The sequence below is a fragment of the Streptomyces sp. NPDC058457 genome (genome assembly GCF_042720695.1).
Classification (GTDB): Bacteria; Actinomycetota; Actinomycetes; order Streptomycetales; family Streptomycetaceae; genus Streptomyces.
The window spans coordinates 58,955-82,104 of the sequence record NZ_JBHXLU010000008.1 but is presented as its reverse complement, the minus strand read 5'-3'; the positions used below and the strand labels follow the sequence as shown (position 1 = coordinate 82,104).

22 protein-coding genes and 5 tRNA genes are annotated in these 23,150 nt (G+C 72.3%); 18 read left to right on the top strand and 9 right to left on the bottom strand.

Annotated elements, in window-relative coordinates; translation table 11 throughout:
- Positions 1-4: 4 nt before the first annotated feature.
- From ACFWPS_RS09430 to ACFWPS_RS09390, 9 genes are all read left to right on the top strand, one after another.
- Positions 5-652, top strand: coding sequence for an HAD family hydrolase (locus ACFWPS_RS09430; RefSeq protein WP_383702767.1), 648 nt, complete (start codon positions 5-7; stop codon positions 650-652).
- 376 nt (positions 653-1,028) lie between these two features.
- Positions 1,029-2,063 carry a methionine ABC transporter ATP-binding protein gene (locus ACFWPS_RS09425; protein WP_383702765.1) on the top strand — a complete coding sequence of 345 codons (1,035 nt, stop codon included), beginning with the start codon at positions 1,029-1,031 and terminating at the stop codon, positions 2,061-2,063.
- Positions 2,060-2,785 carry a methionine ABC transporter permease gene (locus ACFWPS_RS09420; RefSeq protein WP_383702763.1) on the top strand — a complete coding sequence of 242 codons (726 nt, stop codon included), beginning with the start codon at positions 2,060-2,062 and terminating at the stop codon, positions 2,783-2,785. The genes ACFWPS_RS09425 and ACFWPS_RS09420 overlap by 4 nt, the downstream gene beginning before the upstream one ends.
- 78 nt (positions 2,786-2,863) lie before the next feature.
- Positions 2,864-3,700: a MetQ/NlpA family ABC transporter substrate-binding protein gene (locus ACFWPS_RS09415; protein ID WP_383702761.1), complete on the top strand. Its 837-nt coding sequence runs from the start codon at positions 2,864-2,866 to the stop codon at positions 3,698-3,700.
- Positions 3,701-3,864: 164 nt separating this feature from the next.
- Positions 3,865-4,503 carry a GNAT family N-acetyltransferase gene (locus tag ACFWPS_RS09410; RefSeq protein ID WP_383702759.1) on the top strand — a complete coding sequence of 213 codons (639 nt, stop codon included), beginning with the start codon at positions 3,865-3,867 and terminating at the stop codon, positions 4,501-4,503.
- Positions 4,504-4,609: 106 nt separating this feature from the next.
- A complete protein-coding gene (gene cbiE, locus ACFWPS_RS09405) occupies positions 4,610-5,836 on the top strand; it encodes a precorrin-6y C5,15-methyltransferase (decarboxylating) subunit CbiE (RefSeq protein WP_383702757.1) in 1,227 nt (408 codons plus the stop codon).
- 344 nt (positions 5,837-6,180) lie between these two features.
- Entirely contained in the window at positions 6,181-9,945 is a 3,765-nt protein-coding gene (cobT, locus tag ACFWPS_RS09400; protein WP_383702755.1) for a nicotinate-nucleotide--dimethylbenzimidazole phosphoribosyltransferase, read from the top strand.
- A gap of 440 nt (positions 9,946-10,385) precedes the next feature.
- Positions 10,386-11,618, top strand: a complete 1,233-nt coding sequence (cobA, locus tag ACFWPS_RS09395) for a uroporphyrinogen-III C-methyltransferase (protein WP_383702753.1) — start codon at positions 10,386-10,388, stop codon at positions 11,616-11,618.
- A gap of 79 nt (positions 11,619-11,697) precedes the next feature.
- The gene (locus ACFWPS_RS09390; protein ID WP_181807761.1) at positions 11,698-12,516 is read left to right on the top strand and encodes an RNA methyltransferase; all 819 of its coding nucleotides are present in this window, start codon (positions 11,698-11,700) and stop codon (positions 12,514-12,516) included.
- 6 nt (positions 12,517-12,522) lie between these two features.
- On the opposite strand, the gene ACFWPS_RS09385 is transcribed toward ACFWPS_RS09390, so the two are convergent.
- Entirely contained in the window at positions 12,523-13,845 is a 1,323-nt protein-coding gene (locus ACFWPS_RS09385; RefSeq protein WP_383702990.1) for a protein kinase, read from the bottom strand.
- Between the two features lie 196 nt (positions 13,846-14,041).
- Here ACFWPS_RS09385 and ACFWPS_RS09380 point away from each other — a divergent pair, with 196 nt between their 5' ends.
- The 4 genes from ACFWPS_RS09380 to ACFWPS_RS09365 all read left to right on the top strand — a co-directional run bounded on the left by ACFWPS_RS09380 (position 14,042) and on the right by ACFWPS_RS09365 (position 16,398).
- Entirely contained in the window at positions 14,042-14,317 is a 276-nt protein-coding gene (locus ACFWPS_RS09380) for a hypothetical protein (protein ID WP_383702751.1), read from the top strand.
- Between the two features lie 209 nt (positions 14,318-14,526).
- A complete protein-coding gene (locus ACFWPS_RS09375) occupies positions 14,527-14,703 on the top strand; it encodes a hypothetical protein (RefSeq protein WP_046726640.1) in 177 nt (58 codons plus the stop codon).
- Between the two features lie 319 nt (positions 14,704-15,022).
- Positions 15,023-15,943 (top strand): phosphotransferase family protein, encoded by a 921-nt coding sequence (locus ACFWPS_RS09370; protein ID WP_383702749.1) that lies wholly within the window; start codon positions 15,023-15,025, stop codon positions 15,941-15,943.
- A gap of 143 nt (positions 15,944-16,086) precedes the next feature.
- The gene (locus ACFWPS_RS09365; protein ID WP_089103196.1) at positions 16,087-16,398 is read left to right on the top strand and encodes a zf-TFIIB domain-containing protein; all 312 of its coding nucleotides are present in this window, start codon (positions 16,087-16,089) and stop codon (positions 16,396-16,398) included.
- Between the two features lie 57 nt (positions 16,399-16,455).
- Here the strand turns inward: ACFWPS_RS09365 and ACFWPS_RS09360 are convergent.
- The 5 genes from ACFWPS_RS09360 to ACFWPS_RS09340 form a co-directional block, all read right to left on the bottom strand.
- Positions 16,456-16,527: transfer RNA gene (locus ACFWPS_RS09360), tRNA-Val, on the bottom strand.
- Positions 16,528-16,561: 34 nt separating this feature from the next.
- Positions 16,562-16,633: transfer RNA gene (locus ACFWPS_RS09355), tRNA-Val, on the bottom strand.
- 34 nt (positions 16,634-16,667) lie between these two features.
- Positions 16,668-16,739 (bottom strand) — tRNA-Val (locus tag ACFWPS_RS09350).
- Position 16,740: 1 nt separating this feature from the next.
- Positions 16,741-16,814, bottom strand: a tRNA-Cys gene (locus ACFWPS_RS09345).
- Positions 16,815-16,852: 38 nt separating this feature from the next.
- A tRNA-Gly gene (locus tag ACFWPS_RS09340) sits at positions 16,853-16,925 on the bottom strand.
- A gap of 178 nt (positions 16,926-17,103) precedes the next feature.
- On the opposite strand from ACFWPS_RS09340, the gene ACFWPS_RS09335 reads away from it, so the two are divergent.
- From ACFWPS_RS09335 to ACFWPS_RS09325, 3 genes are all read left to right on the top strand, one after another.
- On the top strand, positions 17,104-18,171 hold the full coding sequence (locus ACFWPS_RS09335; protein WP_383702747.1) for a chorismate-binding protein: 1,068 nt from the start codon (positions 17,104-17,106) through the stop codon (positions 18,169-18,171).
- An 11-nt stretch (positions 18,172-18,182) separates the two neighbouring features.
- Positions 18,183-19,004, top strand: coding sequence for an aminotransferase class IV (locus ACFWPS_RS09330; RefSeq protein ID WP_383702745.1), 822 nt, complete (start codon positions 18,183-18,185; stop codon positions 19,002-19,004).
- 86 nt (positions 19,005-19,090) lie between these two features.
- Entirely contained in the window at positions 19,091-19,915 is an 825-nt protein-coding gene (locus ACFWPS_RS09325) for a GNAT family N-acetyltransferase (protein ID WP_383702743.1), read from the top strand.
- A gap of 21 nt (positions 19,916-19,936) precedes the next feature.
- On the opposite strand, the gene ACFWPS_RS09320 is transcribed toward ACFWPS_RS09325, so the two are convergent.
- Positions 19,937-20,455, bottom strand: a complete 519-nt coding sequence (locus ACFWPS_RS09320) for a DsbA family protein (RefSeq protein ID WP_383702741.1) — start codon at positions 20,453-20,455, stop codon at positions 19,937-19,939.
- Between the two features lie 362 nt (positions 20,456-20,817).
- Between ACFWPS_RS09320 and ACFWPS_RS09315 the strand changes: the two genes are divergently transcribed.
- Complete coding sequence (locus ACFWPS_RS09315; RefSeq protein ID WP_383702739.1) at positions 20,818-21,273, top strand: hypothetical protein; 456 nt, start codon at positions 20,818-20,820, stop codon at positions 21,271-21,273.
- 257 nt (positions 21,274-21,530) lie between these two features.
- Positions 21,531-21,683, top strand: coding sequence for a hypothetical protein (locus tag ACFWPS_RS09310; protein WP_234531635.1), 153 nt, complete (start codon positions 21,531-21,533; stop codon positions 21,681-21,683).
- 135 nt (positions 21,684-21,818) lie between these two features.
- On the opposite strand, the gene ACFWPS_RS09305 is transcribed toward ACFWPS_RS09310, so the two are convergent.
- Positions 21,819-22,379 carry a CGNR zinc finger domain-containing protein gene (locus ACFWPS_RS09305; RefSeq protein ID WP_383702737.1) on the bottom strand — a complete coding sequence of 187 codons (561 nt, stop codon included), beginning with the start codon at positions 22,377-22,379 and terminating at the stop codon, positions 21,819-21,821.
- 271 nt (positions 22,380-22,650) lie between these two features.
- The gene (locus ACFWPS_RS09300; protein ID WP_004002642.1) at positions 22,651-23,064 is read right to left on the bottom strand and encodes an SsgA family sporulation/cell division regulator; all 414 of its coding nucleotides are present in this window, start codon (positions 23,062-23,064) and stop codon (positions 22,651-22,653) included.
- Positions 23,065-23,150 lie beyond the last annotated feature (86 nt).

Genomic DNA, 23,150 nt, shown 5'->3' with positions numbered 1-23,150 from the left:
GGCCATGACGATCCACGCACAAGCCCTCCTGTTCGACAACGACGGCACCCTGGTCTCCTCCCTCGACTCCGTCGAGCGCTGCTGGACCCGCTGGGCGGCGGAGTACGGCGTCACCGAGGAGTTCGCCCGAGTCGAACTGCACGGACGGCCCGCCGCGGACATCGTCGCCGACCTGCTCCCGGCGGCCCTGGTGCCGGAGGCGGTCGCCCGCGTCGAACAGCTGGAGGTGGAGGACGTCCCCAACGACGGCGTCCACCTGCTCCCCGGTACCGCCGCCTTCCTCGACGCCCTGCCCGCCGACCGCTGGGCCGTCGTCACCTCCGCCACCCGCCGCCTGGCCGAGGCCCGTCTGGAAGCGGTCGGGATCCGGCCGAAGACGCTGGTCTGCGCCGACGACATCACCCGCGGCAAGCCCGACCCCGAGCCCTACCTCCTCGCCGCCCGCCAGCTGGGCGTCGATCCCGCGCACTGCGTGGTCTTCGAGGACGCCCCCGCCGGACTCCAGGCCGGCCGCGCGGCCGGCATGACCACCGTGGCATTGGCCACAACCCACCAGGCGCACGAGCTGGACGCGGACCTCGTGGTGAGGGACCTCTCGGCCTTGTCCGCACTGGTCACCGACCACGCCGTCGAGATATCGCCCCGCGGCTGAAAGGCGTCCGCCGCTGTCCAGCATGCGGACAGCGGCGGTCTGTCAGGACCGTAGGTCTGGTTTACTGATCGCATGACCACGACGAGCGACCGCACCCCTGCGACCGAGGCGACCATGACGCCCGGTGCTCGTTGTATGTGTCGAATGTGCGCCTTCTAGAGGGCCCCCGCACCACCCCAGAGCTCGCGCCCCGAAGCGAGACCGGTGGCATGTCCGTACGACGCCACGACGCGCGTACGTGACGCAAGCCGCCCCCCCGCGCACATGTTCTCCCCGGTTCAGCGCCCCTGCGAGAACCGTGCCGCGTCCCTGAACGAACGCACCCGTGCGCCCGGGCACACCCACGCCCGCGCACTCGACAGTGACGGAAACCCACGTGATCACCACCACGGGCCTCACCAAGGTCTACCGCTCGCGCGGCCGAGAGGTCACCGCCCTCGACGGCGTCGACCTGCACGTCCGCGAAGGCGAGGTGTACGGCGTCATCGGCCAGTCCGGCGCCGGCAAGTCCTCGCTGATCCGCTGCGTCAACCTGCTGGAGCGCCCCACCGCCGGCACCGTGACGGTCGACGGCCGGGACCTCACCGCCCTCGCCGGGCGCGGACCGCGGGCCGGCAAGGAGCTGCGGCAGGCGCGCAGCCGTATCGGCATGGTCTTCCAGCACTTCAACCTGCTGTCCTCCCGGACCGTCCAGGACAACGTCGAGCTGCCGCTCGAAATCCTCGGGAAGTCAGGGAAGGAACGTTCCCGCAAGGCGCTTGAGCTGCTCGACCTGGTCGGGCTCGCCGACAAGGCGAAGGCCTACCCGGCCCAGCTCTCCGGCGGCCAGAAGCAGCGCGTCGGCATCGCCCGTGCCCTCGCCGGCGACCCCAAGGTGCTGCTCTCCGACGAGGCCACCAGCGCCCTCGACCCGGAGACCACCCGCTCCATCCTCCAGCTGCTGCGCGACCTGAACCGGCAGTTGGGCCTGACCGTCCTGCTCATCACGCACGAGATGGACGTCGTGAAGACGATCTGCGACTCGGCCGCGCTGATGGAGCAGGGCCGCATCGTCGAGTCCGGCACCGTCAGCGAGCTGCTCGCGACCCCGGGCTCCGAACTGGCCGCCGCGCTCTTCCCGGTCGGCGGCGAGGCCTCCGGCGACGACCGCACCGTCCTCGACGTCACCTTCCACGGCGAGGCCGCCACCCAGCCGGTCATCTCGCAGCTCTCCCGCACCTACAACATCGACATCTCGATCCTCGGCGCCGCCATCGACACCGTCGGCGGCCTCCAGGTCGGCCGGATGCGCATCGAACTCCCTGGCCGCTACGAGGACAACGTGGTGCCCATCGGCTTCCTGCGCGAACAGGGCCTGCAGATCGACGTACTGGGCCGGGAGGCCCTGCTGGTGAAGGACGGTGCCCAGTGACCTGGTCCGAGATGCAGCCGCTGCTGTCCCAGGCGTGTTGGGACACGCTCTACATGGTCGGCTGGTCCACCCTGATCGCCGTCGTCGGCGGCCTCCCGCTCGGCGTGCTGCTCGTCCTCACCGACCGGGGTGGACTGCTCCAGAACGTGCTGGCCAACAAGGTCATCGGGCAGATCGTGAACGTCGCCCGCTCGATGCCGTTCATCATCCTGATGGTCGCGCTCATGAACTTCACCCGCTGGGTCACCGGGACGACCATCGGCCGCGAGGCCGCCATCGTGCCGCTCGCGATCGGCGCCATCCCCTTCTTCGCACGCCTCGTCGAGACGGCTGTCCGCGAAGTGGACGGCGGGCTGGTCGAGGCCGTGCAGTCGATGGGCGGCAACACCTGGACCGTCGTACGGAAGGTCCTCGTACCCGAGTCGCTGCCCTCGCTCATCTCCTCCACCACGACCACGATCGTCGCGCTCATCGGCTACTCCGCCATGGCCGGCACGGTCGGCGCGGGCGGCCTCGGCGACATCGCCATCCGCTACGGCTACCAGCGGTTCGAGACCGAGCTGATGTGGATCACGGTCGCCATCCTCGCCGTGGTCATCTCGGTCATCCAGTTCGCCGGCGACTACGCGGCCCGCTCGCTGCACCGCCGCGGCGGCCGGTCCGGCCCGGCGCCGAGGCTGCGCCTGCCGAAGGCCTCGGCGGCCGCCGGCGAGACCGTCTGACCGAGTCCCGGCACCCCCTCAGATTTCCCCGCACCACCAACCGCGGGGTCGCTCCACCCTTAAGGAAAGGCACTTTTCGTGCGTAACACCGCAAAGCTCACCGCTGCCGTCCTCACCGCAGGGGCCCTCACCCTCGGGCTCACCGCCTGCGGCTCGGACAAGGACTCCGCCTCCGGCTCCTCCGACTACAGCGGACCGCTGGTCGTCGCCGCGAGCCCGACCCCGCACGCCGAGATCCTCGACTACATCAAGGACCACCTGGCGAAGAAGGCCGGACTCGACCTGGAGGTCAAGGAGTTCACCGACTACATCACGCCGAACACGGCGACCGAGGACGGCTCGGTGGACGCCAACTACTTCCAGAACAAGCCGTACCTCGACGACTTCAACAAGAAGCGCGGCACCCACATCGTGCCCGTCGTCACGGTGCACCTGGAACCGCTCGGCCTCTACTCCCACAAGGTCAAGAGCGTCGACGCGCTGAAGAGCGGTGCGACCGTCGCCGTCCCCAACGACTCCGTGAACGAGGCGCGTGCCCTCAAGCTGCTCGCCGCCAACGGACTCATCACCCTCAAGGACGGCGCCGGCAGCGAGGCGACCCCGCAGGACATCGCCAAGAACCCGAAGAACCTCCAGTTCAAGGAGGTCGAGGCGGCCCAGACCGCGCGCTCCCTGGACGACGTCGACGCCGCGGTGATCAACGGCAACTACGCCATCTCGGCCGGCATCAAGCCCGCCAAGGACGCCCTCGTCCTGGAGTCCGCGAAGAACAGCCCGTACGGCAACTTCCTCGCGGTGAAGAAGGGCAACGAGAAGGACCCGCGGCTGAAGAAGCTCGCCAAGCTCCTCACCTCGCCCGAGGTCAAGAAGTTCATCGAGGACAAGTACCAGGGCTCGGTCATCCCGTCCTTCTGATCGTCCTCCCGACCGTCCTCCCGACGGCACGTATACGGCGTATCGCCACGCACGGGGTCCACTCGGTCACCACGGGTGGACCCCGTCGTGCGGTTCGGTGGTTTCATGTTGCATGCTGGGCAGTTCGCAGGCCCTGAAGGTTTCCGAAGGTTACGGAGCGGCGCATGACTAGCACCTTCCCCAACATCTCCATCAGCACGGAGCGGTTGGTGCTGCGGCCCCTCGACGAGGACGACGTGCCCGCGCTGACCGAGATGATGAACGACGAGCAGGTGGGGGCCTGGACGTCGGTGCCGCAGCCGTACACCGCGAGCAACGCCCGTGCCTGGATCACCGAGATCGCCCCCGCCGAGCGCGCCGAGGGCCGTGGCATCGTCCTCGCCGTCACCGAGTTCCTCACCCAGCGTCTCGTCGGAATGGTGCATCTGCAGAACACCGACTGGCGTGTTCGCGCCAGCGAGATCGCGTACGTCGTCGCCCCCTGGGCCCGCGGCGAGGGCTACGCCACCGAGGCGGCCCTCGCCACCGCCCAGTGGCTCTTCCACGACCAGAAGTTCGAGCGGATGGAACTGCGGACCGCTGCCGACAACACCGCCTCCCAGCAGGTGGCCCAGAAGATCGGCTGTATCAGCGAGGGTGTGCTCCGCAACGCCTGGATAGCCCGCACCCGGGCGGAGACCGGGGAGTGGATCGAGGTGCGCACCGACGTCATCGTCTGGAGCCTGCTGCCGGAGGACCTCGCCGGGGTGAGTGAACAACTGGCCGACACCAGTGGTTTCACGTCCTTCAACGACTGGAACTGACACCTCGGGGCCCGCTGGAGGAGCGACCGCCGTCACGACGACGGCACCTTCCACCAGGTAACCTCACGGAGCCCGACCTGCGTAAACACACTGGAGACCGACGACTATGGCCGACCGCGTCACGGTGATCGGCTGGGACGGTTCGCCGCTGACCGCCGCGGCACGCTCCGCCCTGGGCGCCGCCACACTGGTGGCCGGCGCTGCCCACCACCTGGCGTTGCCCGAGGTGCCGCCCCGCGCCGAACGCATCCGCCTCGGCAGCGTCGCCCTCGCCGCCCGCCGCATCACCGGCCACCGCGGCACCGCCGTGGTGCTCGCCGACGGCGACCCCGGCTTCTTCGGCGTCGTACGGACCCTGCGCTCACCCGAGTTCGGCCTGGAGGTCGAGGTCGTCCCCGCCGTCTCCTCGGTGGCCGCCGCCTTCGCCCGCGCCGGCATGCCCTGGGACGACGCACAAGTGGTCGTGGCACACCGGCGCACCCTGCGACGCGCGGTGAATGTGTGCCGCGCCCATACCAAGGTGGCCGTTCTCACCTCGCCGGGCGCCGGACCCGCCGAACTCGGCCTGCTCATGGAGGGCGTGCACCGCACCTTCGTCATCTGCGAGGAACTCGGCACCGAACGCGAGCAGGTCTCCGTCGTCACCTCCGACAAGGCCGCCGACCACTCCTGGCGCGACCCGAACGTCGTCATCGTCATCGGCGGACCGGCCGGACCGGTGGCGGCGGGGGAGGGCGGCGGCTGGATCGCCGGCCGGGACCCGGCGACCGGCCCGCGCGGCTGGGTGCAGCCCGATGCGGAGTACGGCGAGGGAGCCGCGCTCGGCGAAGGGGAGACGGATCTGCTGAGGGCCGCCCAACTCGCCCGGCTGGGGCCCCGGGTGGGAGACCTCGTCTGGGACATCGGCTGCGGCAGCGGTGCGTTCGCCACCGAGGCCGCCCGCGCCGGAGCCGCCGTCATCGCCGTCGACCGGGACCTCGCAGCCTGCGTCCGCAGCGAGGCGGCCGGCCGCAAGTTCGGGGTCCAGCTCCAGATCGTGCACGGCAGCGCCCCGCACGTGCTGGAGAACCTGCCCGAGCCGGACGTCGTCCGGGTCGGCGGCGGAGGAGCCGCGGTGGTCTCCGCGGTCGCCGACCGCCGGCCGCAGCGCATCGTCGCGCACGCCGCGACCCGGGACGCGGCGGAACTCATCGGCCGTGACCTGACCGAGCACGGATACCACGTCGAGTGCGCCCTGCTGCAGTCCGTCGAACTCGACACCAGAGCCTGGACGGAGACCGAGCGGAACGTCGCGTTCCTGCTCAGCGGTGTTCTGCCCGAGCGCGCCCCGTGATCCTGTTGTCATACTTCGCGCGGTAGGCTGGCCGATCGCTGCACTACACCGGTGGCCCGGAAGTTCGTTCGTCAATGTCCGGAAAACACGCCCCTTTTGAGGCGGGTGTGGTACGGCAGAACCGGGGACGCGCAACGTGGCGCAGTCCACAGCGGGCTGTCGCGGATCACGCTGTCGCGACGGTCGAACGGCCGGGACAATGCCACTGAATGGCTTTGTCGCCTTTTCCGGCGGGTCGTTCGTGCCGCTGGGCACGCACGCTCGTTCTTCACTGCGGGACGGTCGGTGCGCCGTCCCGGGTGAGCTGGTCGTAGAAGGCACTAACCGATGGGCGAGGGGTACGCATGACGGACACCGGCCAGGTCCCGGGCGAGGGACTGCCGGAGAGCGCAGGCATGGTGGAACAGCCGGGCGTTCCCGCGCACGGCGCGTACACCTACCTCTCCGAGTCGCCTGCCGAGGACGAGGACCTGCTGCTCCCCGGCGCCCAGGGGGCCTGGGGCAACGAAGTGCCGCCGCCGGCCCCGGAGCCGGTCGTCGAGACCGTCCACGAGCCCGGCCCGCACGAGACGGGCGGCCGGGACAGCGGCTCGGTCGACCTCACCGCCGTCCGGCTGCCCAGCTCGGTACCGGCGTCCCCGATCCTCTCCGTGCCGCACGACCCGGCGGTCGCCCCGGCCCCCCGCCGCCCGCTGCACCTCGGCCCGCCGATCCCCGACGCCTCCACCAGCCCGGTCCGCTCCCTCGCCGACCGCGGCCCGGCCGGCGCACCGGTACGGCAGCCGGGCCTGCCGGCGGCCGGTCCCGAGTACCTCGACGTCCAGCCGCCGCGCGAGGCCGTACCGCAGTCCGCCGCACCCTGGGGGGCGCCGCAGACGGTCCCGCAGACGGTGCCGCAGGCGTCTCCGGTGGCCCAGGTCGCCGCACAGGACCCGGCTGCCGAAACGGTTGTTCCGGCTTCGGAGACGGTCGCCGTCGCGGCTCCCGCCGCCCCTGTCCCGGCCGCTGCCGCTGTGCCGGAGCAGCAGCCCGCGGTCGCCCGCGAGCTCCATGCGCCCGATCCGTCCGGCGCCGCCCAGGCGGCCGTCGCCCGGCTCGCCACGGCGGCCGTGGCCACGGGCGTCGTGACCGAGCCGCAGGCGACGACCACGGGTCTCGGTGTGCAGCCCGAGAACGTGTACGGACCGCAGGGCGGGGCCCAGCCGGTGGCCGGAGGCGTTCCGGTGCCGATGGCCGAACCGGCGGGCGACCTGGGATCCGAGCCGGTGCCGCCGCAGTTCGCGCACACCCCGGATGCCGCTCAGGCGTCGCAGGCTCCGCAGTTCCCGGAGACTCCGCTGCCTCCGCAGGGGCCGGATGCGGTGCCGATGCAGGCGGCTCCGGCGGCCGTGGTGATTCCGGAGGCGGTACAGGCTTCCGGCGCCGACACGACACCTGGTGGGCCTGCCGGCCCTGAGGCCGTACCTGTGCCGGAGGAGGTAGGTCTGCAGCTCGCGGAGCCGGTGGCGGTCACGGAGACGGTCGCCGAGGCCGTGGTGACCGAGCCGGAGCCGGCCGCGCAGTCGGCCGTGCCGGAGCAGCAGTTCGTGGCACCGGCCGTGGCCGAGCAGGTCACGGAGACCGCGGCCCCCGAGCCCGGCCCGGCGCCGGAGTCCGTCGCGCTGGCAGCCGTCGCACCGGAAGCCGTCGCGCCGGCAGCCGTCGTGCCCGAGTCCGTCCCGGCCCCGGAGGCCGTCGTGGCCGAGCTCGCCCAGCCGGTGCCCGCCGCGCCGCACGTGCCGGTGGAGCCGGAGGAGGCTGCCATCGAGGAGCCCGTCCCGGCAGTCCCCGCATCCGTCGCCGCCGAGGCCGCGCAGGCCCCCGGGGCGCCGGAGCCCTTCGCGCCGGCCGCTCCGGAGACCGAGCAGGTCACCCCGCCGGCCCCGGCCGAGGTCCCCGCGGCGGCTGTCGTACCGTCGGCCGAGAACCCCGAGACGCAGCCCGCCCAGCCGGTCCGGGTGCCCCTCGCCGGCCCGCAGACCCAGGGCACCGCGCCCGCCCCCGAGGAGACCCCGGCGGCCCCGGAGCCCGTGGCCGCCGCCCCGGCGGAACCGGCGCCGGAGCAGCCGCTGGGCGAGTTCGTCCCCGTCGACGGCCAGGTGCCGACCACCCCGCACCTCGCTCCCACCCCGCCCCACCCGCTGGTCCTCCCCGCGCAGGACCAGGGCGGCGAGTCGCCGCCCGAGCAGGCCGCGACGGTCCCCGGGCCCCGCGAGGCCGAACCCGCTCCGCTGCCGGAGCACCCCGATGTCGTACAGCAAGCGGAGGACCTGGACACCAGGGCCGCCGACCAGGAAGAGAGCACGGCCCCCGTGGCAGAAGCACGTCAGTCCACCGGCCCGGCCGCGCCCGCCTACGACGACGCCGAGCGCGAGGCCGTGCTCAAGGTCATGCGCGAACGCCGTGACATCCGCAACGGCTTCCGCAGCGACCCCATCCCGCACGAGGTGCTGCTGCGCGTCCTGGAGGCCGCCCACACCGCGCCCTCCGTCGGCCACTCCCAGCCCTGGGACTTCGTCGTCATCCGCTCGGCCGACACCCGCCGTTCGATGCACGAACTGGCCATGCGCCAGCGGGACGCCTACGCCAAGTCCCTTCCCAAGGGCCGTGCGAAGCAGTTCAAGGAACTGAAGATCGAGGCGATCCTCGACACCCCGGTGAACATCGTCGTCACCGCCGATCCGACCCGCGGCGGCCGCCACACCCTCGGCCGGCACACCCAGCCGCAGATGGCGCCCTACTCGGCCGCCCTCGCCGTCGAGAACCTCTGGCTCGCCGCCCGCGCCGAGGGCCTCGGCGTCGGCTGGGTCAGCTTCTTCGACGAGCGCGAGATGGTCCGCGCACTGGGGCTGCCCGAGCACCTGGAGGTCATCGCCTACCTGTGCGTCGGGTACGTCGACGAGTTCCCGGACGAACCCGAGCTCATGCAGGCCGGCTGGTCCAAGCGCCGGCCGCTGTCCTGGGTGGTCCACGAGGAGACGTACGGCCGTCGCGCGCTGCCCGGCGAGGACCCGCACGACCTGCTCGCCGAGACCGTCGCCAGCGTCCGCCCGCTGGACGCCAAGGCGCTCGGCGAGGCCTGGGAGCGGCAGAAGCGGATGACCAAGCCGGCCGGTGCGCTCGGGATGCTGGAGATCATCTCCGCCCAGCTGTCCGGCCTGTCCCGGCAGTGCCCGCCGCCGATCCCGGAGCCCGCGGCCGTCGCGATCTTCGCCGGCGACCACGGGGTGCACGCCCAGGGCGTCACCCCCTGGCCGCAGGAGGTCACCGCCCAGATGGTGGCCAACTTCCTCGGCGGGGGAGCGGTCTGCAACGCGTTCGCGAGCCAGGTGGGCGCCGAGGTGTGCGTGGTCGACGTGGGCGTCGCGTCCGAGCTGCCCGCCACGCCGGGTCTCCTCCCGCGCAAGGTCAGGGCCGGCACGTCCGACATGACGACCGGCCCCGCGATGACCCGCGAGGAGGCCAAGCAGGCCATCGAGGTGGGCATCGAGACGGCCCGCGACCTGGTGGCGGCCGGCAACAAGGCGCTGCTCACCGGTGAGATGGGCATCGCGAACACCACCGCGTCCGCGGCCCTGATCTCCGTCTTCACGGGTGCCGACCCCGCCGAGGTCACCGGCCGCGGCACCGGCATCAACGACGAGACCCTCGCCCGCAAGACCGAGGTCGTCCGCCGCGCCCTGGAGCTCCACCAGCCGGACCCGGCCGACCCGATCGGCGTCCTGGCCGCGATCGGCGGCTTCGAACACGCGGCGATGGTAGGCCTGTTGCTGGGCGGCGCGTCCCTGCGCACGCCGGTGATCCTGGACGGCGTCAGCGCCGGCGCCGCCGCCCTGGTGGCCCGCGCGATCGCCCCCGAGGTCCTCGCCGCGTGCATCGCGGGCCACCGCAGCGCGGAACCGGGCCACGTGGCAGCCCTGAACAAGCTGGGGCTGCGCCCCCTGGTCGACCTGGACCTCCGCCTGGGCGAGGGCACGGGCGCCCTGCTGGCCCTCCCGCTGGTCCAGAGCACGGCAAGGGCCATGCACGAGGTGGCCACGTTCGACTCGGCGGGCGTGACGGAGAAGTAGGGGCCGCGATCCCGCGTCACTACAGCGCCCGACCGGCCGTTGATGGCTGTGGCTGTGGCTGTGGCTGTGGCTGTGGCTGTGGCTGTGGCTGTGGCTGTGGCTGTGGCTGTGGCTGTGGCTGTGGCTGTGGCTGTGGCTGTGGCCGTGGCCGGTGGCCGGTGGCCGGTGGCCGGTGGCCGCGGGCTGCGGGACGGCCGCGCCGGGTTCCTTGTCGGCCGACCGGCGGTTCTGGGCTGCGGGACGGCGGTACCGGCTTCCTTGTCGGCCGACCAGGTGGTTGTGGGCAGGCGTTCCGCAGGGCGGAACGGGTGGGCACAACCACCCACAGCCGCGCACCCGGTCACGCAGCCCAGCCACCGGACACCCGAGCCGCCCAGAACCCCCGCCCAGTAAAATCTGCACGTCAGGGCTATAGCAACGCCTCGGAGGAGCCGCACCTCATGGCCGAACACCCCGCCTACCCCGTAGGCCTCCGCCTCACAGGCCGCCGCGTGGTCGTCCTCGGCGGCGGCCAGGTGGCCCAGCGCCGCCTCCCCGCCCTCATCGCGGCCGGCGCCGACATCACCCTCGTATCCCCCGAGGCCACCCCCTCGGTCGAGGCGATGGCGGACGCCGGTGAGCTCACCTGGACCAGGCGCCCCTACCAGGACGGCGACCTCGGCGAAGCCTGGTACGCCCTGATCGCCACCAGCGACCCCGCCGCCAACACCGCCGCCTCCGCCGAAGCGGAACGCCACCGCGTCTGGTGCGTGCGCTCCGACGACGCCGACCAGGCCACCGCCTGGACCCCGGCGACCGGCCACAGCGAGGGCGTCACGGTCGCCGTCCTCACCACCGACGCCCGCGGCCGCGACCCCCGCCACACCGCCGCCATCCGGGACGCCGTCGTCGAGGGCCTGCGCGACGGCACCCTCGTCGCCCCCCACCACCGCACCCGCACCCCCGGCGTCGCCCTGGTCGGCGGCGGCCCCGGCGACCCCGACCTGATCACGGTCCGCGGCCGCCGCCTGCTGGCAGCCGCCGACGTCGTCATCGCCGACCGCCTGGGCCCCCGCGACCTCCTCGCCGAACTCCCGCCGCATGTCGAGGTGATCGACGCGGCGAAGATCCCGTACGGCCGCTACATGGCCCAGGAGGCCATCAACAACGCCCTGATCGAACACGCCAAGCAGGGCAAGTCGGTCGTACGGCTCAAGGGCGGTGACCCCTATGTCTTCGGCCGGGGCATGGAGGAGGTCCAGGCGCTCGCCGAGGCCGGGATCCCGTGCACGGTCGTCCCCGGCATCTCCAGCTCGATCTCCGTACCGTCCGCCGCGGGCATCCCGGTCACCCACCGGGGCGTCGCACACGAGTTCACGGTGGTCAGCGGCCATGTCGCGCCGGACGACGAGCGCTCGCTGGCCGACTGGCCGTCCCTCGCGAAGCTGACCGGGACCCTCGTCGTCCTTATGGGCGTCGACAAGATCGGGAAGATCGCCGAGACCCTGGTCGCGCACGGCAAGTCCCCGGAAACCCCTGTGGCCCTGGTCCAGGAAGGCACGACGGCCGCTCAACGCCGGGTCGACGCGACCCTCGCCACGGTCGCGGAGGTCGTCCGCGCGGAGGAAGTGAAACCCCCGGCGGTCATCGTGATCGGCGAGGTCGTGAACGTCGGCCCGCGGACGGCGCCCTGAGGGGTACCGGCGTAACCCCGGGTAACACAACCCGCCCCAGACCATTGGCACCCCACCCAGGACAAGGCAGTATCACCCTGTGGCCGATCTCATCACCGTTGAGGATCCCGACGACCCGCGCCTCCGTGACTACACGGGCCTGACCGACGTCGAGTTGCGCCGCAAGCGCGAACCGGCCGAGGGCCTGTTCATCGCCGAGGGCGAGAAGGTCATCCGCAGGGCGAAGGACGCGGGTTACGAGATGCGTTCCATGCTGCTGTCCGCCAAGTGGGTCGACGTCATGCGCGATGTCATCGACGAACTCCCGGCCCCCGTCTACGCGGTCAGCCCGGAGCTCGCCGAGAAGGTCACCGGCTACCACGTGCACCGCGGCGCCCTCGCCTCCATGCAGCGCAAACCCCTGCCGACGGCGACCGAACTGCTGCGCACCACCCGCCGGGTCGTCGTCATGGAGTCCGTCAACGACCACACCAACATCGGCGCGATCTTCCGCTCGGCGGCCGCCCTCGGCATGGACGCGGTGCTGCTGTCCCCGGACTGCGCCGACCCGCTCTACCGCCGCAGCGTGAAGGTCTCGATGGGAGCGGTCTTCTCCGTGCCGTACGCCCGTCTCGACACCTGGCCCAAGGGGCTGGACTCGGTCCGCGAGGCCGGCTTCACGCTGCTCGCCCTCACCCCGGACGAGAAGGCCCGCAGCCTGGACGAGGCCGCCCCGCACCGGATGGACAGGGTCGCGCTCATGCTCGGCGCGGAGGGCGACGGCCTCTCCACCCAGGCGCTGGTCGCCGCCGACGAATGGGTGCGCATCCCGATGTCCCACGGAGTCGACTCCCTCAACGTGGGCGCGGCGGCCGCGGTCGCCTTCTACGCGGTGACCACCGGCCGCCCCGAGGCGTAGGACCTGCTACTCCCTGAGGGCCGTGGCCTTCGCGGGTGCGACACCGCCGCCCGGCACGCCCATCCCGTGGGCGGGCCCGGAACAGCCCTGGGCCAGCGCGATCCCGAGCGCCACCAGCAGGGTCACCACGACGAACACGAACAGCCGCTGCCGCAGCAGCCGCGGATTGGCAGGCCGCCGTCCGGTGCCCGTGGGGCGCGGCGCCGGACGCCCGGTACCACTGCGCGACACGGGCCGGTTCCCGGTCCCGTTCCCGGACCTGGTGCCGTTGCCGCGCGGGGCGGGCGTGGGGCGCGTGCCGTTCGGCCGAGACGGCACACCGCCGGTCGGGCGCGGGCCGCTGCCGCCGCGCGAGGGGGCGTTGCCCCGTACCGGCGTGCCCGCGGAGGACTGCGGCCGGCGCTGGGTGCGCTGCGGCTCCGGGTAGGTCTCGGTGAGCCGCCCGGTGGGCCGGTCCGCCTCGGCGGCACGCGGCGCGGGCGGCCGTACGTCGGCCAGCCCGTGCGCCTCGCGCGCGGCGATCTCCTTCAGCCGGAGCGACAGCTGCAGCGTGCTCGGCCGTTCCTCCGGGTCCTTGGCCAGGCAGGCCCGCACCAGTGGGGCGAGCGCGTCCGGCACCCCGTGCAGCGCCGGCTCCTCGTGGACGACCCGGTAGAGCATCACCTCGGAACTGCCGTGCCCGAAGGGCGAGTCACCGGTCGAGGCGTAGGCGAGGGTCGCGCCGAGCGAGAAGACGTCCGTGGCGGGCGTGACGGCGGCCCCGCGCACCTGCTCGGGTGCGAGGAACCCGGGGGAGCCGACCGCCGTACCGACGTGGGTGAGGGTGGAGGCCCCGGTGGCCCAGGCGATGCCGAAGTCGATGATCCGCGGCCCCTTCGGGGACAGCAGGATGTTGGACGGCTTGAGATCCCGGTGCACGACCCCGGCCTCGTGCACGGCGACCAGGCCCTCGGACAGCGCCGCCCCGACCGCCGCCGCGTCCGCCGCGCCCAGCGGGCCGTCGTCGGCGACCTTGTCGTGCAGCGAGGGCCCGGGCACGTACTGGGTGGCGAACCACGGCCGCTCGGCCTCCAGGTCCGCCGCGACCAGCCGTGCCGTGCAACCGCCCCTGATCCGCCGGGCCGCCGAGACCTCGCGGGCGAACCGCGACCGGAACTCCTGGTCCTCCGCCAGATCGGGCCGGATCACCTTCAGCGCGACCCGCTGCCCCTTCTTGTCGGAGCCGAGGTAGACCACGCCCATCCCGCCGGCGCCGAGCCTTCTGTGAAGCCTGAACGAGCCGACGACGCGCGGGTCCTCGCGCCTCAGGCGCATCATCGCCATGTTCATCCCCGCTGCCCGGTCCGTTTGACGTGGCACAGCTTACGTTTACCGGGCCGCCCGTGCGCAGAGGCCGCGCCCTCTCGGATCGATGGATTGTCAGTGCCGGGTGCGAGACTTGAGGAGTGGTCAGGAAGGCGCCGTTATCGGCTCCTTTGAGCACCTCTCTACTCCAACAAGCCGTCACAGAAGGGGGATTGATGCTGTGAAGGGTGACCGCGTGGAGATAGTCGTCGACGCCGGCGACACCACCCGCACCTACGAGGTGGTGGCGAGCAGGGCGGGCCGCCGGGTGGAGACAGCGGTACGACGAGGGGTGGTGGAAGTGAGCGAAGTCACGCGAAACGGCTCTGTGGTGCGTACCGCCCGCTTCATGGCGACCCGGGTCCTGGCCCTGGTCGAGCAGCCGGTGCCCCGCGAGGACAGCTCGGAAAAAACGGGAAGGACCGGGCACCCCCTCCGGGAAGACCCCGAGGGGTAGGACGAGACGTAGGACCCGTCTCCACCCAGGGGAGTAGACCACCGGTCATGGCTCATCCTCTCGGAGGCCCGTGATTCGGTACGAGGGCATGACGTCCGCGAGGTGGCACGCGCCTAGATTTGAGGTCAAGCGGCGGGTGCAGCACTCGTCCCCCGAGGTCAGACACCCGCCGCTGCCAACGACAACTGAGCACGGTCAGGAGAGGGACCATGGCCCTTACGGCACAGCGGACACACACCACCCGTCCCCGCCGGCAGGGGCGCCGCCATCCACTGGTGGCGACACTCATGGCCCTTCCCCTGGCGGCCCTGCTCCTCCTCGTCTTCGACGGCTGGGAGACAGTGGCCACACAGGCGTCGTCCGTGGGAGTGATGCTGGGGCGCTGAGCGGCGACCCCAGGCCCGGAAGAGCGGTCCGGGCGGGGACATCCACCCATGAAACCCCGTGGGGACGGGGGTGCGGCGGACGGCAAAATGCCGGCGCAGCTGGGGAGCTGCGCCGGCATTGCTTTTTTGCGGGAAGCCGGCGGTAGCTGTTCGGCTGCGGGCCGGTGGGGGCTTGTCGCGCAGTTCCTCCCCCGGCCGAAGGCTGGGGGAGGCACCCCGCGAGCGCGGGCGAGCGAAACCCCGGTACGGCGCCCCCCACTCCGGTCCACCGCATCCACGTACCCTCACCGCAGCGCAGCCGCACCTCCCGGGGGACCCCATGACCGCAGACGTACTGCCCCAACTGACCGTCAGAGTCAGAGACGCCGCCCACCCCGGCGGCCCGACGGCCCCCTGCACCTGCGGCACCACCACCCTCGCCCACCGCCCCGACACCACGGTCCTCCGCCACGCGGAAACCGTCGCCAAGGCCCACGCCCCCGACACCGACCCCACGGCCCTCACCCTGCGGCTGGCCACCGCCGCCCGCCTCCCCGGCGTCTTTCTCCCGCCCCTCGACCCGGCCCCCGCCGCATTCGTCGACGACCGGCCGGTCACCCTCTGGCCGTACGGCGCCCCCGTGGACCCCGACGCCCCGGACGCCGCCCCCTGGGAAGCCGCCGCCACCCTCCTCGCCCGGCTGCACCGCACCCCACCCACCCCCGCCACCCCGCCGATGCGCGGCCCCGCCAAGGCGGCCCACGCGATGGCCCGGCTCCAGGAAGCCCTCGCCGCCGGCGCCCACCCCGCCGCCCCGCCCGTCCTCCGGGCCTGGGCCGCGCTGCCCGCCTGGGCTCGCGCCGAGGCCCCGATGCCCGGCCCCCGCACCCTCTGCCACGGCGACCTGCACCTCGGCCAGCTGGTCCGGCACCCCGCGCCGGACGGCCCGTGGCGGCTCATCGACGTCGACGATCTCGGCCTCGGCGTCCCCGCCTGGGACCTCGCCCGCCCCGCGTCCTGGTACGCCTGCGGTCTCCTTCCGCCCGACGACTGGACCCGCTTCCTCACCGCCTACCGCGCGGCCGGCGGTCCGGCCGTACCGGAGGACGGCGACCCCTGGCCCGCCCTGGACGTCCCGGCCCGCGCCCTCACCGTCCAGACCGGTGCGCGCTATCTCGCGAAGGCGATCGCGACGGAGCGCTCCCTGGACGAGGTGGAGCAGTCCCTGATCGACGCTTGCGCCCGGATGGCACCGGAATGACCCTTTGTCCGGCCTGGAACGACCTTGGTCCCCGCCCGGTTGACGCACGATTTCCCGAAGTAGGCTGCAACCGGCCAGGGTCGGACGGAGTCTGTCCTGGAAGAACGTGAAGCAGTTTTTACCGGCGAGGAGTTGAGCCGACCATGCAGTGTCCGAAGTGTCATGCGCCGATGCACACCTACAACCGCAACGGCGTCCAGATCGAGCAGTGCAGCGGCTGCCGGGGTATTTTCCTCGACTACGGCGAGCTGGAGGCGCTGACCCAGCTGGAGGCACAGTGGTCCAAGCCGGTCCCGCCGCCGGCTCCGCAGGCGTACCCGGCCCCGCCCGCGCCGGCCTGGGGCGCCCCGCAGCACGGTGGCGGTCACCACGGTGGCGGCCACGGGCACTACGGCGGCCACGGCGGCCACCACGGCCACAACAAGAGCTGGGCGCACATGCTCTTCTCCAGCTGACGGCTGACCGCACGAAGAAGCCCCGGCCGTACGAGACGGCCGGGGCTCTTTGCTGCGTGGACGATACTGGGATTGAACCAGTGACCTCTTCCGTGTCAGGGAAGCGCTCTCCCGCTGAGCTAATCGTCCTCGGGACCGCGATCCGAAGATCACGAGTACTGCGTGCGCGATACTGGGATTGAACCAGTGACCTCTTCCGTGTCAGGGAAGCGCTCTCCCGCTGAGCTAATCGCGCGGGACAGATCCACAGCCTTCCGACCAAGATCCAGTGGACGATACTGGGATTGAACCAGTGACCTCTTCCGTGTCAGGGAAGCGCTCTCCCGCTGAGCTAATCGTCCTTGGAGGTGGAGACGGGATTTGAACCCGTGTAGACGGCTTTGCAGGCCGTTGCCTCGCCTCTCGGCCACTCCACCAGGAGTGTAGGGGATCGGGAAGACCCCTGATTCCTTCGAGCGGACGACGAGGCTCGAACTCGCGACCTCAACCTTGGCAAGGTTGCGCTCTACCAACTGAGCTACGTCCGCCTGTCGTTTCGGTCCGCTCTCGCGTCCCGGCGACGTGTTGAACTCTAGCGGATTCCCGGGCCAGCACAAAAACGCGTTTGCGCAGCGTGCTGCGCCCGACCCGACGGATGACGTGGTCAGGGCCCCCTTGACGACATGCCCGGGTCACCCCCAGGACACCCGCCATAGACTCGACGACGTGCTCCATCATGCTCCTCTCGCCCGCTTCGGCGACCGCGTCGCCACCGGCCTGCTCGACGTCACGACCGATCCGGCGGCCCTGGACTCCTCCGGTTTCTGGGCCGTCTGCGCGGATTTCGAGGGCCGGCTGACCTGCGCCCGTTTCGGCGACGTGCGGGAGGAGCCGGTGCCCGCGCCGGTGCCGGGGGAGTGGCGGGGGCCGGCGGTCGGCGACTGGACGTCGTCCCTCGACCGCGCCGCGTACACGGCGGCGGTGCGGCGGATCCGCACGTACATCGCGGCCGGTGAGGTCTATCAGGCCAACCTCTGCCGCGTGCTGTCCGCGCCGGTCGCCCCGGACGCCGACGTGGACGCCCTGACCGCGCTGCTGGCCCGCGGCAACCCGGCGCCGTACGCCGGAACGATTCGCCTCCCGGAGCACGGCGTGGAGATAGCCACCGCCTCGCCCGAACTGTTCCTGCGCCGGACGGGGCGGACCGTCGAGAGCGGGCCCATCAAGGGCACCGGCCGTACCGAGGCGGACCTCCTGGAGAAGGACTACGCCGAGAACGTGATGATCGTGGACCTGGTCCGCAACGACATCGGGCGGGTCTGCGCCACCGGCACGGTGACCGTCCCCGACCTGTGCGCCGTGGAGAAGCATCCGGGGCTGGTCCACCTCGTCTCCACGGTCCGGGGCGAGCTGGGCGCGGACACCGGCTGGCCCGAGCTGCTCGCCGCCGCCTTCCCGCCCGGCTCGGTCACCGGCGCGCCGAAGTCGAGCGCCCTGCGGATCATCGAGGCCCTGGAGACCGCGCCGCGCGGCCCGTACTGCGGCGGCATCGGCTGGGTGGACGCGGACCGGGGCGTCGGCGAGCTGGCCGTGGGCATCCGTACCTTCTGGATCGACCGCGGTGCGGGCGTGCTGCGGTTCGGCACCGGCGCCGGGATCACCTGGGGCTCCGACCCGGAGGGTGAATGGCGGGAGACCGAGCTGAAGGCCGCCCGGCTGCTCGCGGTAGCGTCGGGTACGTATGACGTGCACGGCAGGTCCGACGCAGCCGACGCATCCGGCGCTGACTTGTGAGGTAGAGAGCTTTGAAGATCTGGTTGGACGGCGGGTTGCAGGACGTCGAGTCCGCGCGTGTCTCCGTCTTCGACCACGGGTTGACCGTGGGGGACGGCATCTTCGAGACGGTGAAGGCGACCGAGGGCCGGCCCTTCGCGCTCACCCGCCACCTGGACCGGCTGACCCGCTCGGCCCGGGGCCTCGGCCTGCCCGACCCCGACCACGACGAGGTCCGCCGGGCCTGTGCGGCGGTCCTGGCGGCCAACCCGATGCCGCTGGGCCGGCTGCGCATCACCTACACCGGCGGCCACGGCCCGCTCGGCTCCGACCGCGGCGACCACGGCCCCACCCTCGTGGTCGCCCTCGGCGAGACCGGCCGCCGCGCCGACTCCACCGCCGTGATCACGGTCCCCTGGACCCGCAACGAGCGCGGCGCGCTCACCGGCCTCAAGACCACCTCGTACGCCGAGAACGTCGTCGCCCTGGCCCGCGCCCACCAACACGGCGCCTCCGAGGCCCTGTTCGCCAACACCGTCGGGCAGCTCTGCGAGGGCACCGGTTCCAACGTCTTCGTCGTCCTCGACGGCGAGATCCACACCCCGCCGGTCGCCTCCGGCTGCCTGGCCGGCATCACCCGTGCCCTGGCCGTCGAGTGGACCGGAGCCCGGGAGACCGACCTGCCCCTGGACGTCCTGGAGCGGGCCGACGAGATCTTCCTCACCTCCACCCTGCGCGACGTCCAGGCCGTGCACCGCGTGGACGACCGCGAACTCCCCGGCGCCCCCGGCCCGGTGACCGCCAAGGCCGTGCGCATCTTCGACGAGCGGTCGGGCGAGGACCTGGACCCCTGAGCCCCTCCCCATGGGACCTTTGATGCCCTCCCCCATAGGGTCTTATTGGGCTGACGTCGGCGTCCCGGGCGGGTAGAACACCCCTGATGACCACGACACTGCGGCCGACCGAGCCGCTCCAGCACGGCGCCGACGGAGCGCTGTCCCGCCGCTTCCAGGTGTGCGTGAACAGCAGGCCCGTCGGCACCCTCCGCCTCGGCACCTCGCGCAATCTCGGCGCCCGGGTGGCCCGGATCGACGACCTGCGCATCGAGGAGCCGGACCGCCGCCGGGGCCGGGGCACCGTGGCCGCGCTCGCCGCGGAGGAGGTGGCGCGCGGCTGGGGCTGCCGGCAGATCGAGCTGAGCGTCCCGGCCGCCGCGGAGCCGGCGCTGCGGCTCGTCAAGGCGCTCGGCTACGTCCCGCGCAACCGGGGCATGGAGAAACGGCTCGGTGACACCCCGCTCGCCCTGCCGACGGGCAGCCTCGGCCGTGCCATGACCGGGGCCGAGTACGAGGAGTGGCTCGCCCACGAGTCCCAGGTGTACACGCGCATGTGGATCGAGCGGGGCCTGCCCGAGGCCGAGGCTTGGGAGAAGTCGCGGCGCGATCACGAGCGGCTGCTGCCGCGAGGGCTCGCCACGGAGGACATGCGGTTCAGCATCCTCGAACACGAGGGGACCCGCGTCGGCACCCTCTGGCTGGCCTTCTGGGAGGACCAGGCCTGGGTGTACGACGTCGAGGCCGACGCCGACCACCGCGGCCGGGGACACGGCCGCACCCTCATGCTGCTGGCGGAGAACCAGACGATCGCCGCCGGCCGACGCGTCCTCGGCCTCAACGTGTTCGCCGGCAACACCCCGGCCGAACGGCTCTACGAATCGCTGGGGTACGTCACCGTGTCGCACATCCTCTACAAGGACCTGATCTGAGACCCGGTCACTCCTGCCCGGTCACTCCGCCCCGGCCAGCAGCCGGTCGGCGATCTCCGCCACGCGCTCGCGCAGCCCCTCCTGGCTCTTGCCGCCGTCGAGGCGTTCGCCGCCGATGACATAGGTCGGGGTGCCGGTCACGCCGATGGCCTTGCCCTCGGCCTGGTCGGCGTCCACGATCAGGATGTGCCGGCCGTCGACCAGTGCGGTGTCGAACTCCTCGGCATCCAGGCCCAGTTCACCGGCCACCTCGACCAGGAACGGCTCGCCCCCGCGGTCCAGCTCCTCGACCCGGCCGAGGACCGCCTCGACGTACTCCCAGCCCTTCCCCTGCTCCAGGGCCTCCTCGGCGGTCTGCGCGGCCGCGAAGGCGTGCTTGTGCTTCTCCAGCGGGAAGTGCCGCAGCCGCAGCTCCAGCCGGTCGCCGTACCGGGCACGCAGGGCACGGAGGTCGTCCAGGGCGCTGCGGCAGTCGGGACACTGGAGTTCACACCAGACGTCGAGGACCGGGGCGTCGGTGCGTGCGGGGGAGTCGTTCATGACCACCAGTCTTCCAGGCCCCGCTCCACCGACCCAATCGAGACACCGGACGGCGTCCGCCGACGGACGGTGGCAGCCGGCCCGGACAAGCGGCGGCCGCCGGGCGGTACGGCAGCGGCCGTCAGGCGGTACGGCATCAGCCGTCAGGCGGTACGGCATCGGCCGGAGTGGGCGTGGGTGTGGTCGCAGCTCGTCCCTGGGGTGGAGGCGACCCGGAGGGGACCCCGAGATGCCCCTGATTGTCGGCCGCGGGCATGGATCGCACGGGCCGGGCGGTGCACGATGGAAGGGGCGAAGCAGCGCGCGCACCCCGCGGCCCGCCCCTCGCACCGCCCGCCCGACCCAGCCCGCAGGAGGACCGGATGATCGCCGAGACAGTCTGTTCCGCCGTGTCCGCGGCCGGTCTGGGCATCGCCGTGGTCACCGCCTATCGCAAGCGGTACCTGGCAGCGGCCCGCATCGCCGCCTACTCCCTCGTACCCGTCGGCCTGGTCATGACGGGCGTGGTCGGCTGGCTCGCCGACACCGCCTTCAGCCCCACCGCCTGGGCCGGCTTCGGCGTGCTCGGGGCGGCCTGGGCCCTGTTCGCCACCACCCGCGCGGTGGAGCGCCGACGCGGCGGCACCCGTGGTACCCGCGCCGAGCGGAAGGCGGCCGCCCGGGGCGCACAGCGCGACGCCGTCGCACCCGCCGCGTCGGCACCGTCCCTGAGCCCGGCCCCCCGCCCGGCGGCCAGGCCCAAGGCGGCGCCCCGCGGCACCGACTCGGGCGAGGACTTCAGCGACATAGAGGCCATCCTCAAGAAGCACGGAATATGACACTCCGCGGCGGCGGGCGGGGCGTGCCGGACGGCGCCCTGCGGTGCGTCGCCGCGGTGCTGTTCAGCCGGGTTGCGGGCGCATGCATATGACAGTCACATGAGGCATTGAAACGACACAGTGCGGCTGCGGCGCGCGCGGAAGTGTGCAGGGTGCGAGCGGAAGTGAAACGGACATCACGGAATTCGACGAACTCCCGCCCATTCCGGGCGTGTTGATCGCGCGGCGGGTGCCCACTGGGACATCATCGCCGCGAGATGCTGGACACGAAACAGAGCGAGGCCGCGCCGTCGAAGGACGAGCCCCGCGGGTGCCTCTTCGCCCTTTCCCAGCCACCGCTGATGATCTTCCTAGCGGTGATCGGGTGTCTGCTCCTCATGGCTGCGCTGCACGACCTGCTGTGGCTGTGAGCCGTACCCGCCCGTCCCGGCGCCACCCGCCGGGACCGGCGTCGGCATCGACGCACCCGACCGGGGCCGATCGGGCACCCCGCACCGGGTACCCGTCCCCGAGCTCTCCGGGATCAGCCGGCCGCGACTCCGGGATCAGCCGGCCGCCTCCTTGCGGCGTGCCCGGTACGCGGCGACATGCAGGCGGTTTCCGCAGGTCCGGCTGTCGCAGTAACGACGCGAACGGTTACGGGAGAGGTCGACGAAGGCACGTCGGCAGTCCGGGGCCTCGCAGCGCCGCAGCCGCTCCTCCTCCCCGGCGACCACGAAGAACGCGAGCGCCATCCCGCAGTCGGCGGCGAGATGGTCGGCCACCGAGGCACCGGGCGCGAAGTAGTGCACATGCCAGTCATGGCCGTCGTGGTCCGTGAGCCGGGGCGTGGTGCCCGCGGCCGCGACCAGCTCGTTGATCATCCCGGCGGCGGTCCGGGCGTCCGGAGCGGCGAAGATCCCCGCGAACCGTCCGCGGATCTTGCGCACTGCCGACAGATCGAACTCCGACAGCACGCCGATGTCGCTGATGTCGTGGTTTCGTACGAAATCGTGGAGAGCTGCGACATCGGGCAGTCCCTCCGCCGCCGTGTCGTCCTCCGGTGCGGTGTTCACCAGATCCACCACGGCGTCGAGAGAACGCCGGGTGTCGTGGGTGATCAGCACGTTTCGCTCCCTGGCCTGAGGGTCGGGCGGGCGCCCGCCGATGGTGGCCGATGGTAGCGACATGCGGTGGCCCCGCACCGTGCCCTGCCCCACTCACGGCTGCCGGGTAGAACGTTCACCGCCCCCCGGAGGTTCCACAGGGCGCACGGACACACCGGCGCCGCCCCGTGACCGAAACACGGTGGCGGCGCCGGTGCTGCCGTATGCGGTTGTCTTGGCCCGAGCCGTCTCCCCGAGTGGACGGCGCCGGGCGGCTTTCAGGGGCCGTGCCTTAGCTCTCCGCCAGGATGTGGGAGAGCTCCTGATCGAGATCGAAGTGCCGGTGCTCCGTGCCGGGCGGCACGGCGGCGTCTGTTCGCTTCAGGAAGGATTCCAGGGCTCGCGCCGGGGCTTCGAGCAGAGCTTCCCCTTCCGGGGAGCTCAGGGCGATGCACACGACGCCCTGACCGTGACTGCGGGACGGCCAGACGCGGACGTCGCCGGTGCCGGTGGGGCGGTGCAGCCCCTCGGCGAGGAGGTCGCGGGCGAACACCCACTCGACGGTCTCCTCGGCTCCGGTGTGGAAGGTGGCGTGCACGGCGTAGGGGTCGGCCGTGTCGTACCGCAGGCCTGCGGGGACAGGCAGGGAGGACTCGCTCGACACAACGAGGCGCAGGTGCAGCTCGCAGCTGACCGTGGTGTTCATAAGCGCCAGGGCCTTTCGCTCAGTGTGCGCTCGGGGATTCGCACGTCGGCGAAATCGACATGCCACCTACGGTGCCGTTGTAAACC